18 protein-coding genes are annotated in these 12,931 nt (G+C 55.4%); 9 read left to right on the top strand and 9 right to left on the bottom strand.

The genetic code is table 11. The annotated features are described in order from the left end of the window. The first annotated feature begins 182 nt into the window (after positions 1 to 182). The gene (locus H6F59_RS23380; RefSeq protein ID WP_190706441.1) at positions 183 to 740 is read left to right on the top strand and encodes a hypothetical protein; all 558 of its coding nucleotides are present in this window, start codon (positions 183 to 185) and stop codon (positions 738 to 740) included. A gap of 65 nt (positions 741 to 805) precedes the next feature. On the opposite strand, the gene H6F59_RS23375 is transcribed toward H6F59_RS23380, so the two are convergent. Both H6F59_RS23375 and H6F59_RS23370 read right to left on the bottom strand, forming a co-directional pair. Further along, on the bottom strand, positions 806 to 2,395 hold the full coding sequence (locus H6F59_RS23375) for a glucose-6-phosphate isomerase (protein ID WP_190706437.1): 1,590 nt from the start codon (positions 2,393 to 2,395) through the stop codon (positions 806 to 808). A gap of 145 nt (positions 2,396 to 2,540) precedes the next feature. Continuing rightward, complete coding sequence (locus H6F59_RS23370) at positions 2,541 to 2,912, bottom strand: cyclic nucleotide-binding domain-containing protein (protein ID WP_190706434.1); 372 nt, start codon at positions 2,910 to 2,912, stop codon at positions 2,541 to 2,543. Positions 2,913 to 3,166: 254 nt separating this feature from the next. On the opposite strand from H6F59_RS23370, the gene mscL reads away from it, so the two are divergent. Then, complete coding sequence (mscL, locus tag H6F59_RS23365) at positions 3,167 to 3,595, top strand: large conductance mechanosensitive channel protein MscL (protein WP_190706431.1); 429 nt, start codon at positions 3,167 to 3,169, stop codon at positions 3,593 to 3,595. 103 nt (positions 3,596 to 3,698) lie between these two features. Beyond that, entirely contained in the window at positions 3,699 to 3,905 is a 207-nt protein-coding gene (locus H6F59_RS23360) for a DUF2949 domain-containing protein (RefSeq protein WP_190519843.1), read from the top strand. A gap of 36 nt (positions 3,906 to 3,941) precedes the next feature. Here the strand turns inward: H6F59_RS23360 and H6F59_RS23355 are convergent, their stop codons facing one another. Then, positions 3,942 to 4,301 (bottom strand): single-stranded DNA-binding protein, encoded by a 360-nt coding sequence (locus tag H6F59_RS23355; RefSeq protein ID WP_190519846.1) that lies wholly within the window; start codon positions 4,299 to 4,301, stop codon positions 3,942 to 3,944. A 325-nt stretch (positions 4,302 to 4,626) separates the two neighbouring features. Between H6F59_RS23355 and H6F59_RS23350 the strand changes: the two genes are divergently transcribed. The 3 genes from H6F59_RS23350 to mreD are packed head-to-tail and all read left to right on the top strand — an operon-like array spanning position 4,627 to position 7,088. Further along, the gene (locus tag H6F59_RS23350) at positions 4,627 to 5,661 is read left to right on the top strand and encodes a rod shape-determining protein (protein WP_190519847.1); all 1,035 of its coding nucleotides are present in this window, start codon (positions 4,627 to 4,629) and stop codon (positions 5,659 to 5,661) included. A gap of 33 nt (positions 5,662 to 5,694) precedes the next feature. Further along, positions 5,695 to 6,519 carry a rod shape-determining protein MreC gene (gene mreC, locus H6F59_RS23345; RefSeq protein WP_190706427.1) on the top strand — a complete coding sequence of 275 codons (825 nt, stop codon included), beginning with the start codon at positions 5,695 to 5,697 and terminating at the stop codon, positions 6,517 to 6,519. Beyond that, on the top strand, positions 6,516 to 7,088 hold the full coding sequence (mreD, locus tag H6F59_RS23340; protein WP_190706424.1) for a rod shape-determining protein MreD: 573 nt from the start codon (positions 6,516 to 6,518) through the stop codon (positions 7,086 to 7,088). The genes mreC and mreD overlap by 4 nt, the downstream gene beginning before the upstream one ends. 151 nt (positions 7,089 to 7,239) lie before the next feature. Here the strand turns inward: mreD and H6F59_RS23335 are convergent, their stop codons facing one another. Beyond that, positions 7,240 to 7,974 carry an HAD family hydrolase gene (locus H6F59_RS23335; protein WP_190706420.1) on the bottom strand — a complete coding sequence of 245 codons (735 nt, stop codon included), beginning with the start codon at positions 7,972 to 7,974 and terminating at the stop codon, positions 7,240 to 7,242. A gap of 273 nt (positions 7,975 to 8,247) precedes the next feature. On the opposite strand from H6F59_RS23335, the gene H6F59_RS23330 reads away from it, so the two are divergent. After that, positions 8,248 to 8,445, top strand: coding sequence for a hypothetical protein (locus tag H6F59_RS23330; protein ID WP_190706416.1), 198 nt, complete (start codon positions 8,248 to 8,250; stop codon positions 8,443 to 8,445). A 5-nt stretch (positions 8,446 to 8,450) separates the two neighbouring features. On the opposite strand, the gene dtd is transcribed toward H6F59_RS23330, so the two are convergent. From dtd to H6F59_RS23310, 4 genes are all read right to left on the bottom strand, one after another. After that, entirely contained in the window at positions 8,451 to 8,903 is a 453-nt protein-coding gene (gene dtd / locus H6F59_RS23325; protein ID WP_190706694.1) for a D-aminoacyl-tRNA deacylase, read from the bottom strand. Next, on the bottom strand, positions 8,891 to 9,391 hold the full coding sequence (locus H6F59_RS23320; protein WP_190706412.1) for an HIT family protein: 501 nt from the start codon (positions 9,389 to 9,391) through the stop codon (positions 8,891 to 8,893). Before H6F59_RS23320 ends, dtd begins: the two co-directional genes overlap by 13 nt. Positions 9,392 to 9,486: 95 nt before the next feature. Continuing rightward, the gene (locus H6F59_RS23315) at positions 9,487 to 9,915 is read right to left on the bottom strand and encodes a ubiquinol-cytochrome c reductase iron-sulfur subunit (protein ID WP_190706410.1); all 429 of its coding nucleotides are present in this window, start codon (positions 9,913 to 9,915) and stop codon (positions 9,487 to 9,489) included. Positions 9,916 to 9,930: 15 nt separating this feature from the next. Further along, positions 9,931 to 11,106, bottom strand: a complete 1,176-nt coding sequence (locus H6F59_RS23310) for a GTP-binding protein (RefSeq protein WP_313887299.1) — start codon at positions 11,104 to 11,106, stop codon at positions 9,931 to 9,933. Between the two features lie 140 nt (positions 11,107 to 11,246). Between H6F59_RS23310 and H6F59_RS23305 the strand changes: the two genes are divergently transcribed. Beyond that, the gene (locus H6F59_RS23305) at positions 11,247 to 11,831 is read left to right on the top strand and encodes a DNA-3-methyladenine glycosylase I (RefSeq protein ID WP_190706406.1); all 585 of its coding nucleotides are present in this window, start codon (positions 11,247 to 11,249) and stop codon (positions 11,829 to 11,831) included. Positions 11,832 to 11,911: 80 nt separating this feature from the next. Here the strand turns inward: H6F59_RS23305 and H6F59_RS23300 are convergent, their stop codons facing one another. Then, entirely contained in the window at positions 11,912 to 12,241 is a 330-nt protein-coding gene (locus H6F59_RS23300) for a hypothetical protein (RefSeq protein ID WP_190706403.1), read from the bottom strand. A 211-nt stretch (positions 12,242 to 12,452) separates the two neighbouring features. Here H6F59_RS23300 and H6F59_RS23295 point away from each other — a divergent pair, with 211 nt between their 5' ends. After that, on the top strand, positions 12,453 to 12,746 hold the full coding sequence (locus H6F59_RS23295; RefSeq protein WP_190706400.1) for a hypothetical protein: 294 nt from the start codon (positions 12,453 to 12,455) through the stop codon (positions 12,744 to 12,746). Positions 12,747 to 12,931: the final 185 nt, after the last annotated feature.

Below are 12,931 nucleotides of genomic sequence, written 5' to 3'. Positions count from 1 at the left end.
TTGGGCAAACCGTTTTTCCTTATCTAAATTTTAGTCAACTTTACTGAACTGGGTGAGCAGCCTTGAGGTGTGGATATCTACCCGCCAAAGGCCGCCGGTTGGCTAAGAGTCACAGACTTCTCTAGATTGAGAACAGGGGCGACTACCATCGGACTGGAGGCTGCGAGTTAAGGAGTGGTGGGATGGTGGTTGAGGCGGATGAAAGTAAGTCTCTTAAAGGACCGGGGTTGAAAACCGTCCCTAAGCAACTAACTCGGCGTTGGTGGCGGCTCCTCTGGGTAGTAGCGGTGGCGATCGCCCTACCCTGCGCACCGATCGCCCAGGCCCAAGAGGGCACCACCGTTGAGTCAGACCGCATCATTCGCTCGAACCGACGGGTGATCATTCGGCAGTCGCCAAACATTTTTCGCCAGCCATCGATCATTATTTTGCCTTACCCCCACCCTGAGCCAGAGAGCGAGCAGGTCAGGATCGAGTTTGATGCCCGCGGTGAAGACTGGGGTGCAGTTTACTTAAACAACCGCCTGGTATATCGCCCCCACGATTTCGATCGCCAGGAAACCCTCTACCTGCCCCCCGGCGGCTACCGCCTCGAAATTACCGGCGTGGTGCGTTCTGAGGTTTGGGCCAGCGGCTACCTCGACCTGGGCCGCGACAGCTCGCGGGTAGTGGTGATTCGCTTTTCTAAAGCCGAAGGCGTTACGGTCTCGGGCGGCCCCTATGTGTGGATTCCAGACTAAACGCTGAGGGCTAGCGGGGGTGATCGTTCACCTCTGCTAGCCCTCAGTTCTGCAAACCCTTAGAGTTATTTCAACGCTGCGATCTTGATCGCGTCGGGATGGCCAGGATTGCCCTGGATGGCCAGACTGCGCTGGTTGGCATGGAGGTGGCGGGCGATCGCGTAGATCGTCTCCACTTGATCGGGTGCCCCAGCCGCAGCAGCTAGGTCGCGCAGGGTCAACGGCTCTGAGCTTTGGGCCAGGGCATTTACCACAGCCTGCTGTAGATCGAGCACTCCGGCGGCAGCCAGCTTGCCCGCCTCAACCCCCGGCTGGTGGTAGGCGTTGATATTCACCAGCGAGGCATAGAAGCCCACTGCCCGCTCGTACAGTGCGATCATAGCCCCTACCGTGTGGGCATTGACTTCAGGAATTGTGAGGGTGATGGACTGGCGCTGATTTTCGTAGAGGGCTTTGCGGGTGCCCTGCAAGAAGCCAAAGAGAAAATCGCCGCTGGTGGCACCGGGCTCCATCTCCACCGAATCACCCGACCGGTCTTTCAGTACTTCAATAAAGGTGACGAAGAAGCTGGCCACGCCCTCTCGCAATTGCTGCACATAAGCATGCTGGTCGGTAGAGCCCTTGTTGCCGTAGACGGCAATGCCCTGGTAGACCAAGTTACCGTCTAGGTCTTTTTCCTTACCAAGGGATTCCATCACCAGCTGTTGCAGGTAGCGGCTAAACAGCAGCAGACTGTCCTTATAGGGCAGCACCACCATGTCTTTTTCGCCTTTGCCGTTGCCCGCGTAATACCAGGCCAGAGCAATCAGGGCAGCGGGGTTGCGGCGCAGATCGGGTACACGGGTAGCCGCATCCATCTCGCGCGCACCGCCGAGAATGGAGCGAATGCTAATGTTTTGCAGAGCAGCAGGTAGCAGCCCCACCGCCGATAGTTCAGAGGTGCGGCCTCCCACCCAGTCACGCATGGGGAAAGTAGCCAGCCAGCCTTCGCTGAGGGCCTGGTTTTCGAGCTTGCTGCCCCGCCCGGTGATGGCGACGGCCTGCTTAGGAAAGCTTAGTCCCCGCTGCTCAAATCGAGTGCGCACTTCGACCATACCGTTGCGGGTTTCAGCGGTGCCCCCCGATTTAGAGGTAACGATCACTAGGGTGGTGGACAATTTGTCCTCCAGTCGGGCAAGGATGCGATCGATGCCCTCGGGATCGGTATTGTCAATAAAGTGAATCGCCAAGGGTGGAAAGTCTGGCCCTAGGGCCTGGGCTACAAACTGCGGCCCCAAAGCCGAACCACCAATGCCAATGGAGAGGACCTCGGTGAAACGTTCCTGACCAGGGGGGTAAATGCCGCCCGTGCGCACCTGGCTGGCGAACTGCTCAATGCTGGTTAACGTGTCGAGAATATCTTGTTTGAGTTCGGGGGTGGGGGCTAGGTCGGCATCGCGCAGCCAGTAATGACCCACCATGCGGTTTTCGTCGGGGTTGGCGATCGCCCCAGCTTCCAGCGCGGCCATATCGGCAAAGGCTTTAGCAAAGCGGGGTTGCATATCAGCGACAAAGGCATCGTCAAAACCCATGCGGCTGACATCTAGGTAAAAGCCCAGACCTTCGTGGTAGTAGAGCCAGTCTTTATAGCGTTGCCAAAGGGCGGCTGCATCCATCCTGTCACTCCTCGGTCTAAACCGTATTCACTAACGTCCTGAGGTGCAGTTTAGGATAGGACGGCCACCGCTACAAAAAGGGTGGCTAAACATACAGCCTGGTCTCGGCAAGGCACCATGAAGGCGATCGCCCTATCCATCACTCCTAAGCCACCGCCTTGGCCGCCCGTAGACGGCTTGAGAGGCTACGAATCACCTCTAGGGCAAACAGCGGCGTCTCTTGTACTAAAAACTTAAAGTGAGCCTCATCCACTAGAGCTAGCCGACAGTCGGTTTTAGCTACCGCCGTAGAGGCTCGCACATGGGGGATTTGCACTAGCGCCCCTTCACCAAACACGTCGCCAGCAGAAATGGTTTCAAACACGTGGCCACTAACCCACAGATCGACCTCTCCTTGAATGATGCCGTACATGCAATTTCCTAAGGCACCCGCCTCAAAGATTGTGTCCCCGGCCTCAAAGTCTTGATGGCTAGGGGTCGTCATCAACAGCTCAACAACTTGAATCGGTTTCAGCATGGGTTCGCTTCGCTCCCAGGGGTTGTCCTCAAATCAGTGCCCCTGCTCTCGCTCTGGATGGATTCTACCAGGGTGCAGCAGTTCCCCCATTGCTGCCGCCATTCTATAGCCCGGTCAGCTTGGGAGGTTAACCGCACTTTAAGTCTCTGTTTTTGCCGTCTCAGCATTCCAAACATAAATAGAGCCTTTGAAACGCTGATATTGCTTTAGTCGCATACCATATGGTCGTAATTAAAAATAAGGATTGAGGAGACATGGCCAACAGACAAACTCGAGATCGGGCGGTGAATTCCGCAGGCGGCTTCGCAAGAGACTTTAAGGAGTTTCTCATGCGCGGCAATGTCATTGACCTAGCTGTCGCTGTGATTATCGGCGCAGCTTTCAATGCTGTGGTCACCTCGTTTATCGAAGACATCATCACCCCTGTTCTGCTGAATCCGGCGCTACGGGCGGCAGGGGTAGAGGATATTGCCAACCTCTCTGCTAACGGCATCAAATACGGTTTGTTTCTCGCCGCTGTCATCAACTTTGTGGTGATATCGTTTGTGATCTTCTTGATGATCCGCGCCTTTGAGAAATTAAAGCGGAAAGATGACGCTGAGGCAGCAGCAGAACCCACCATCGAAGAAAAGCTCAACGACACCTTGACTCGGCTCGCCACTTATCTCGAAAGCCGCCCCTAACGGTAGAGCGCGCCCCCAAAAAATCGGATTTCTCAGGGCAGAGGCAGTATTCAGTCAGAGCCGCTATAGTAAGGGCTAACTACCAGCATCTGCCCTGATTGCCATGCCATCCCAACGCCAAAAGCAGCTCATCGAGTTTCTTCAAACCGAACTAGCGGTGTCCTCTGAGGCGATCGCCATGGGATTGCGCAAGGCAGGGCAAGCCACAAACTTACTGCCCATGGCACTGTGGCAATACGGCTTGGTCAGCACCGATCAGCTCAGCCAAATCTTTGACTGGCTTGAGGAAGTTGGCCCTGCTGCTCCATAGGCCTTGGGTATCTAACTAGAAATAGGAGTTAATCTCCTAAAATTCATCGTCGCTGTAGGTCATGGACGACTCGTTATCTCGGCGAGAGCCCAGCAAGTCTAAGCGATCTACTCGCACAACCGGCTTCGAACGTGCCGTGCCGCTAGAGCGATCCTGCCAATGGTCTAGCTTCAGTGCACCGCTTATACCAATCAAACTGCCCTTGCGCACGTAGTTGGCCGCCACCTCGGCGTTTTTACCCCATAGTTCGAGGTTAAACCAGTCAGGCTTATCGTCTCGGCTCGACCGTCGCCGCACCGCTAGGGTCAAGTTGCACACCACCGTACCCGACTCAAAATATTTCACCTCTGGGTCAGTGCCCACACGGCCTACCAGAGTTACCACATTAATCGTCATTGCTGATTGCCCAACACTTGTTCCAGCATTGTAGGCGAAACCTCAAGCATCCGTCAGGAACACTGCGGCGATCAATCCCGTCATGGGGGAGGCTATGCATCTTTTATATTGGCGAGGTCACCCTCAGCGTTTAGGGCCTACTGCTTCAGTCAGTTTAACGCCTTTAGAAATGCCCCTTGGCTTTTCCCCCTACCGATAAATATTTGATTACTAGACGCACTGATACGAAACGTAATAGAATCCACTTCGATGTAAACGTCAGCCCCTAGGGGTGTGCCTTAGCATTAGTTCACTGTCTTTTCTTGATGTAGGGGCGTTATTGCCTGTGGCTTTCTTCGACAGATTTTCTCGCGATATGGGTATTGACCTCGGTACGGCCAATACTCTGGTGTACGTCTCCGGCAAGGGGGTCGTACTGCAAGAGCCTTCCGTAGTGGCCATTGACCAGGTTGAAAAGAAACCCCTGGCAGTTGGGGAAGAAGCTAAGCGCATGCTGGGTCGTACCCCTGGCAACGTCGTGGCCCTGCGCCCGCTGCGAGACGGTGTCATCGCCGACTTCGACACCGCCGAGCTAATGCTTAAGCACTTTATTCGTCAGGTGCACGAGGGCCGCACCCTAGTATCGCCGCGCATCGTGATCGGCATTCCCAGCGGAGTTACGGGGGTTGAACGGCGCGCGGTTATGGATGCCGCCCAGCAGGCTGGAGCCCGCACCGTATACCTAATTGACGAGCCGGTGGCCGCTGCCATAGGGGCAGGTCTACCCGTCGCCGAACCCACCGGCAACATGATTGTGGATATTGGCGGTGGCACCACAGAGGTAGCCGTGCTGAGCTTGCAAGGCACCGTGCTGAGCGAGTCAGTGCGCGTAGCCGGAGACGAACTTAGCGAAGCCATCTCCAGCTACATGAAGAAGGTGCACAACCTCGTAGTTGGGGAACGCACTGCCGAAGAAATCAAAATCACTATTGGGTCAGCCTACCCCAACCCCGATGACCACGAGATTGCTATGGATGTGCGGGGTCTACACCTGCTGTCTGGTTTGCCCCGCACCGTAACGGTCAAGAGTGCCGAAATTCGCGAGAGCATGGCTGAGCCGCTTTCGGTTATCGTCGAAGCTGTTAAGCGCACCCTAGAGCGCACTCCACCTGAACTTGCTGCTGACATCATCGATCGCGGCATCATGCTGGCTGGCGGTGGGGCATTGCTCAAAGGGTTAGACACCTTAATTAGCCACGAAACCGGCATATTAGTGCACGTGGCGGCCGATCCTCTGAGTTGTGTGGTGCTGGGCACTGGGCGAGTACTAGAGAACTTTAGCCAAATGGGCCGAGTTTTCAGCGGGCGATCGAGCCTGTAGGGCATCTCCAGAGTCATCATCTACCCAGAACCTATGTTTGCTCTACGCCGCTGGTGGACACGTAATGCCCTCAAAGCGGGAATGGTTACCCTGGCCATTTCCTCCGCTTGGCTAATGCGGGCCAATGATGGTGCCGTTATTTACGAAACCTATCACTGGTTAACCCGGCCTCTACAGCCGGGCATGAGCCGAGAGCAGCAGTTCGAAAACAGCTATATCCTTGAGCTCCAGCAACGCATTGTGGAGCTAGAGAACCAAAATCGGTCTCTGCAAACCCTGAACGACTATGAAGCTGCCAATCCCCTGGATGGGGTGCGGGCAACGGTAATCGGACGCGGAGCTGACCACTGGTGGCAGCACGTTGTTCTCAACCGGGGCAGCCGTAACGATGTAGCAACTGGGCATATAGTGACCGGCCCAGGCGGGTTGATTGGCCGGGTAGTAGCGGTGTCTCCCAGCACTTCACGGGTGTTGTTAATCAGTGACCCCACTAGCCGGGTAGGGGCCAAGGTCAGCCGCAGCCGGGCCATGGGGGTGGTGAGAGGGCAATCTAACAACCGAGTGGTCATGGAGTTTTTTGAAAAACTCCCCGACGTTAAAGCCGGTGACGTAATTGTTACTTCCTCCTACAGCCGCCTGTTTCCCCAAGACATCCCCATCGGACGCATCGAATCCATCGATCTAACCAAGAGCCCGGCTCCAGAAGCAGTCATTCAGGTATCGTCGCCCCTATCGATCCTGGAGTGGGCGATCATCCATCCCTTTGAACCGCAAGAAACGGTGGATTTACCCGTGCTGCCGGGGGCAACGCCCGAAAATGGTCTTGTCCCTGAAAGCGGCGACGGAGCTCAGCCATGACCCTAGGGGTAAGAGCATCGTCATTGCCCCTATGGCGTCAGCCCTGGGTGATCAATAGCCTAGTCACGGCAGCGTCGGTGCTGGTCTGCCTCCTGCTGCTGCCCAGTCGCATACCGGGGATGGAACTGCTGGGGGTAGCCCCTCACTGGTTGCTAATCTGGGTAGTGGCCTGGAGCATCAAGCGTACCCAGTGGGAGGCCGCTATAGCCGGGCTGGTGCTGGGCCTGCTGCAGGATGCGATGACCTCCCCTAACCCAACCCACACCCTTAGCTTGATTGTGGTTGGCGTACTAACGGCAAGGCTGCAAAAGCAGCGCTACCTCCAGGAAGACATTGTGTCGGTGGCGCTGATTGTATTTGCGATGGCGGTCATTGCAGAAACGGTGTTGGCGCTGCAAATTAGTTTTGATCAGCTTTTATCGGCCAATTCGCTTTACCCACCCCTGGGCAGAATCTGGATATATCACCAGCGGGTAGCGCTGAGCTCAGCTATTTTGAGTAGTCTATGGGCTCCAGCGCTTTACTATCCCCTCAACCACTGGTGGGAGCGCTACGTCGCTGAGCCTTAGAGGGTAGATAGGCAGTAGGCGATCGCAATTTCTGAGCACCCCATCTTTTCAAATAGCTGCCTTAATCAATCTCGAATCGTCCAGGCTGCCTTAGCGGCCTGGACGATTCGTACTATTAGGTGTTTAGGACAGGTTCCTGGATGAAAATTGCCTAAGCACACCCGCCTAAAGTGACTCGCTGCTGAAGTTTTTGGCAGGCTGTCCACAAATCGGGCAGTAGATGGGTGGGACGAAACCCCTGAAGATAGCTACTGCTGCGAATGCCGCAGGTAACGGCAACGGTTTCTATGCCAAGGGTCTGGCCAGCCATGATGTCGGCTTCGGTATCACCAACCATCCAGCTTTGACGGAGGTCGTAGCCCTGGCGTTGTTGGGTGGCGATCGCCGCCCCTAGCCGCTCCACCTTATGATTCGCTTGGTTGCTGTAGGCGGCTTCTAGCTGGGGCATACCGTAGAGGTCGCTGACGGCCCAGCGGAGATCGTGCTGGTCTAGAAAGTCCATTACCTGATCGGGGGGACGGAGGGTGACCAGCACCACTCGCACCCCGCACTGGCGCAGTAAATCGAGTGCTTCTCTAGCTTGGGGCTGCACCCGATCGCGATCGAGCAGAGCTGCATGGTTAACGATGCGACTGACCTGCGCCAGAAAGGCATCGATAGTTGCACCCTCTAGCCCAGACCAATGGGCGATCTGCCGGTCGGGCACCCGGTTTTGCTTAAAGGTCCAAAACTGTGACTTTGACAGATGGCGAATAGTAACAGGGTTACCCTCTGCTTGGGCAGTTGCCTGCACCCAATCTAGCCCCTGGCGATATGTAGCGTAATAACGCTCAGAGACATCGGCGATGGGGCCGTCAAAATCGCAAAAAAGAGTGATCGCAGACATAGACTTTAGAGACTCCTCACCGCTGGCGGCGAACTCGCATTAAGCAAAATCCGACATTAGTTTTATTAATAATTTCTTTACAAAAATCAAAGTACGTTTACTTTAGCAACCTAAATGCAAAATGACCACTGCACGAACTCGAGATTGTAGCCTTCTCATTCATAGAGGGTCTCATGGAACCTTCACACGGCTTCAGATAGAGGATTCATGCTGAGAGTAGAGATGCCAGCTTACAAAAAGCCTCACAGTTGTAAACAGGGAATTTTTGCATTTTTGAAACGATTTAGCCATTTTTGTCGTTCTTATCGAGCCTATTGCGATAACGGGGCAAGTAAGGGGCGTATTTGTGGTTCCCAACTGATTAGCTGCGATCGCGCCGAAGTGACCAAGTCGGTGCTGATTATTGCCCAGGTATCGCTGATGTTGCTAGCGATCGCCTCGACTTCGGTCATAGGCGTTACTTGTCCGTAGGTTTGTTACCCAGAAGCGTCCCGTTCTACAACCAAGGTGACAGGCCCGTCGTTGTGAATTTCGACTTGCATCATCGCGCCAAATTGGCCGGTCTCTACCCGCAGCTCGCTGGTTCTAAGCAGCGCCACAAAGTCGTTGTACAGCGCTTCTGCCTGGGCGGGTGGGGCGGCTCCATCAAAGGAAGGTCGGCGCCCCTTGCGGCAGTCGCCGTAGAGGGTGAACTGGCTCACCACCAAAAGTTCGCCCTGAATATCTTGAACTGAGAGATCCCAGCGCTCGCTGCCCGGTGACGGAAACAGCCGCAAATCCAAGCATTTGCGCGCCATCCAGGTCAGTTCGGCAGCGGTGTCGGTAGGCGCAATGCCCACCAGCAAGTTAAGCCCTGCACCAATTTTCCCCACGATCTGCCCATCTACGGTGACGCTAGAAGCCGTCACCCGCTGCACTACGACTCGCACGACGCCTGGGGCGAAAATTTCTGCTGCCACACGGTGCGAATGCGATCAGCGGCCTCAGTCATCTCTGCCTCGCTGGGGGGCTTACCCAGGGTACGAAACACCTGCAGCTCCAAGCCCTTAAGCCCCAGTTCCTCAGGGTGGCGACCGTCTGGGTAGCGGGGTTGCAGCACAAAGTGAACGTGGTAGGGCGGCTGGTCAACCCAGAGGCTAACGTAAACTCGCTCGGCCTCCATAGCCAGGGCGATCGCCTCCGACATCTGCTGCAAAAACGGCCCCATCGAGGCTGACTCGGCCATCGACAGCTCCCACAGGTTTTCGCGGTGGGTGCGAGTTTTAACCACCACCGACCCCAACCCATAGGGGCCAACGCAGTGGTCAGCGACCCACCAGGGATTCTCTGCGATGGTGCCACCGGGTACCAGCTGTGCGCCCGCTAATATCTGGCAGGCGAGACAGTCGATATGCAGTTGCGCTCCTTTGTCGGTCATAGCCTAAGCCTCCTGCTGACGGGGAACGAGGCAACGTAGAAAAGAGGGTACAGGTCCAAAAATCTAGTTAGACCCTGAACCCTAGACCAGACGCCCTAAACTTTGACCAGCACCTGATCGCCCTCAACCTTGGCCTCAAAGGTCTCTAGCGGCTCCCGCGCAGGGCCAGAGTCGACGGTGCCATCTGTGTTGAAGTTGCTAGCGTGGCAGGGGCAGGCAAACAGCTTTTGTTCACTATTCCAAGCCACGGTACAGCCAGCATGGGTGCAGACCGCACTCACGGCGATCAGAGCATCGGGAGCGTTGGGGTCACGGATGACCGCTAGATTCTTGCCCTGAAAATTCTCATTGGCAAGGCTGCCCTGGGCATCTAGATCAGCTACGGCGCCGAGGGGGACAAACTCACCATCGGCTCCCGACCCTGCTTCAGAGGTGGAGTCAGACTGGCAGGCTGCGATCGCCACCGGCAACGAGCTAGCCAGCAGCCCAAGCGCCAGCAGATTGTTAAACTCTCGACGCTTCATAGACTCTGTTTTCCTCTATTTACCAAACCCCTGGCCTCGCTTTGGCGAAGGAATGCCCAGGCAGGCGTTGAGCTGTTCGCGCAGGGTGTCGTGGTCTAGCCCCTGGCCAATCAGCACCAGCTGGTTCTTGGGTTCGCCCTTCCACTGGTCATCGTCAAGCGAAAAGCGCTTGCCGCTGAGGTGAAAGATGTGGCGCTTAGGGCTTTCGTCAAACCAGAGAATGCCCTTGGCACGAAACACCGACTCAGGCAGCAGGTTGTCGAGAAAGTGCTGAAACTTGCGAATGGCAAAGGGGCGATCGCTGGCAAACGACAGCGACGTAAACCCATCGATGGCTAAGTGGTCAGAGTGGTGCCCGTGAGCATGGCCATGGTCATCGTGGTCGTGCTCACATTGGCCATGGTCGTGGTCACAATTGGCGTGGTCATGGGCCTCGTGATCGTGGTGATCATGCCCATGATGGTCGTGGTCGTGCTCGGCCTCAGCGCTGTCGCTGCCGAAGTATTTATCCGACTCAAATAGACCCACACTGAGAATCAGCGGCAGCGGCACCTGCGATTTAGTGGTACGGAGGATTCTAGCGCCCTCTTTGACGTCGCGAATCTTGACCTCTAGCAGATCGAGGTCGGCGTCATCGACTAAGTCGGCCTTGTTGAGCAGAATAATGTCGCCGTAAGCAATCTGGTTATGGGCGGCCTGACTGTTGAAGAGGTCCAGGCTGTAGTTTTCGGCATCGACTACGGTGACGATGGAGTCGAGTCGGGTCATGTCGCGCAGCTCGGTGCCCAAAAATGTCAGCGCAATGGGTAAGGGGTCAGCTAACCCGGTCGTTTCGACCACCAAATAGTCAATTTTGTCCTGGCGCTCCAGCACTTTGTACACCGCTTCCATCAGGTCGTTGTTGATGGTGCAACAGATGCAGCCGTTGCTGAGTTCGACCATGGTGTCGTCGCTGTTTTCGGTAGCGATCAGCAGGTCGTTGTCGATGCCAATTTCGCCAAACTCGTTCACCAGGACGGCGGTTTTGAGCCCTTCCTGGTTGGCCAAAATGTGGTTGAGCAGGGTGGTTTTGCCGCTACCCAAAAAGCCGGTAATGATCGTAACGGGCAGACCGTGTTTGATGTCATCCATGGCCTGGGGCTGGATGGGAGGCGCAGCGGTAGACATGGTGCTCTCTGAACGCAAGGACATTTTCCATACTAGCGATGAATCCGAAGTCATGGCGCTCAGGGTTGGGATTGTTTAGGTAAGAAAGTATGGCCCCAGCCAGCCTTTGACCGTCGCGCCGCCCAAACCAGTACAATTGCATTGATTCGTTCTTAGCAACGACCATGACCTTCACCCCCGACGCCCGACCCCGCTGCAGCTGGGTGCACCACAACGACCCAATTGAAATCGCCTATCACGATACTGAGTGGGGAGTACCGCTACACTGCGATCGCAAGCATTTCGAGTTCATCATTCTCGATGGCTTTCAGGCTGGGCTGAGCTGGATCACCATTCTGCGCAAGCGTGAAAACTTTCGCGCCGCATTTGATGGCTTTGACCCTCAGGTCGTCGCCGGCTACGACGAGGCCAAGCATCAAGAACTTCTAGGCAATGCCGGAATTGTGCGCAACCGGCTCAAAATTGCCGCCGCCACCCTCAACGCCCAGGCGTTTCTAAAAGTGCAAGAAACCTTCGGCAGCTTCGATCGCTACATCTGGCAGTTTGTCGATGGCGAACCCGTGCAGAATGCCTGGCCAACCCTGGCCGATGCTCCCACCCGCACCGCCGCCTCGGATGCGATGAGCAAAGACCTCAAGCAGCGCGGCTTTAAGTTTGTGGGCACCACGATTTGCTACGCCTACATGCAGGCGGCAGGCATGGTTAACGACCACACCACAGACTGTTTCCGCCATCGAGAATTGGCCTAACGACCTAAGCTCAGGACCCGGTCCGCAAGATACGTGAACTGCAACCAGAGCACAAAGACCGAGTTTGCTACAGCGAATAGTTAGGCGGCGTCAACTGTGACACAAAAGTAAAGCTCTCCTGCCTCTGGCTCACGCTTTGCCTCAGCATAGGCCTGCTCAATCGTGCAAATGCAAAGCTCCATCGCCTCTTGCGCGGGAATGTCTGAGAGATCGATCGTGCCTTGATGCCGCGCAGAATGCCCCCAGTGGCCATCGGCATACCGAAGCCAACCTTCCCAGCCAAGCAAGCGTAGGCCAAACTCCGGCAAACGATGAATAGTCGCGACGACATCTGGATATGGGAGAACGATCTCACGCTCCGAAAGAGAACAAGAGAGAAGTTCTCTTGGAATGTCGTTGGATGAATCCATAGGTGCAAAACACCGTTTAATGGTTGCGTTCAGAGGATGCAGGGATATCACACCAGTACCAAAACCATCTCCGCCGCAACGCCCTTGGTTAGGTGGCGGCTCTGCTCCCGCATGTTTTACTAAATTAGAGCTGATTCACGTTGGGTGGTAGCTTGTGGTTAGGCAACAGTTCCTGCGCTTGGACGGGTTTACCCAAGCAGAACGAGTTAGCATGACCGACCGTGTGAGTGAAGCAATTAATCAAGCAGGAGCTTGGATTACTGACTTTCACCTGTACTCAAACATTTCAATCTGCATCAACTTTCAGGTGCCGATCGCCAACTTGAGCAAACTTGCTGCAACGCTACAACAAACAGGGTTGCAGTTGAGCCAAAAGAGCTTAGAGCAACTCACGCCTGCTCATGACTCGATGTCAAAAGAGCAAGAGCTAGTTGGAACATTGCAAATCACCTTTGTACACACCGAACCTGACTTGCTCCGAGATGTACCGGCTGTTCCAGGATAAGAGCTGGGGCAATGGCACTCAAACATCTAAACCAGCATCCACGGCAATAACCCGTTGCAACAACGTTGTTAGCTAAGTGGCGCACCTGTTGGCCCTAAAGTACGTGACCTGCTCTACAGCAGCCTCGCCAGGATCGTTCACGAAGCGTCTCCGGAACGGAGAACCGCTGAACAGCTATTTTGACC

The sequence above is a fragment of the Nodosilinea sp. FACHB-141 genome, assembly GCF_014696135.1.
Taxonomy (GTDB): Bacteria; Cyanobacteriota; Cyanobacteriia; order Phormidesmidales; family Phormidesmidaceae; genus Nodosilinea.
The sequence above is the reverse complement of the archived record's forward strand: the minus strand, read 5'-3'. Positions and strand labels throughout refer to the sequence as shown.

Bases quoted from the DNA above. Each gene is read 5' to 3' on its own strand.
- H6F59_RS23380 (WP_190706441.1), top strand. From the start codon at position 183: ATGGTGGTTGAGGCGGATGAAAGTAAGTCTCTTAAAGGACCGGGGTTG.
- H6F59_RS23375 (WP_190706437.1), bottom strand. From the start codon at position 2,395: ATGGATGCAGCCGCCCTTTGGCAACGCTATAAAGACTGGCTCTACTAC.
- H6F59_RS23370 (WP_190706434.1), bottom strand. From the start codon at position 2,912: ATGCTGAAACCGATTCAAGTTGTTGAGCTGTTGATGACGACCCCTAGC.
- mscL (WP_190706431.1), top strand. From the start codon at position 3,167: ATGGCCAACAGACAAACTCGAGATCGGGCGGTGAATTCCGCAGGCGGC.
- H6F59_RS23360 (WP_190519843.1), top strand. From the start codon at position 3,699: ATGCCATCCCAACGCCAAAAGCAGCTCATCGAGTTTCTTCAAACCGAA.
- H6F59_RS23355 (WP_190519846.1), bottom strand. From the start codon at position 4,301: ATGACGATTAATGTGGTAACTCTGGTAGGCCGTGTGGGCACTGACCCA.
- mreC (WP_190706427.1), top strand. From the start codon at position 5,695: ATGTTTGCTCTACGCCGCTGGTGGACACGTAATGCCCTCAAAGCGGGA.
- mreD (WP_190706424.1), top strand. From the start codon at position 6,516: ATGACCCTAGGGGTAAGAGCATCGTCATTGCCCCTATGGCGTCAGCCC.
- H6F59_RS23335 (WP_190706420.1), bottom strand. From the start codon at position 7,974: ATGTCTGCGATCACTCTTTTTTGCGATTTTGACGGCCCCATCGCCGAT.
- H6F59_RS23320 (WP_190706412.1), bottom strand. From the start codon at position 9,391: ATGACCGACAAAGGAGCGCAACTGCATATCGACTGTCTCGCCTGCCAG.
- H6F59_RS23315 (WP_190706410.1), bottom strand. From the start codon at position 9,915: ATGAAGCGTCGAGAGTTTAACAATCTGCTGGCGCTTGGGCTGCTGGCT.
- H6F59_RS23310 (WP_313887299.1), bottom strand. From the start codon at position 11,106: ATGTCCTTGCGTTCAGAGAGCACCATGTCTACCGCTGCGCCTCCCATC.
- H6F59_RS23305 (WP_190706406.1), top strand. From the start codon at position 11,247: ATGACCTTCACCCCCGACGCCCGACCCCGCTGCAGCTGGGTGCACCAC.
- H6F59_RS23300 (WP_190706403.1), bottom strand. From the start codon at position 12,241: ATGGATTCATCCAACGACATTCCAAGAGAACTTCTCTCTTGTTCTCTT.
- H6F59_RS23295 (WP_190706400.1), top strand. From the start codon at position 12,453: ATGACCGACCGTGTGAGTGAAGCAATTAATCAAGCAGGAGCTTGGATT.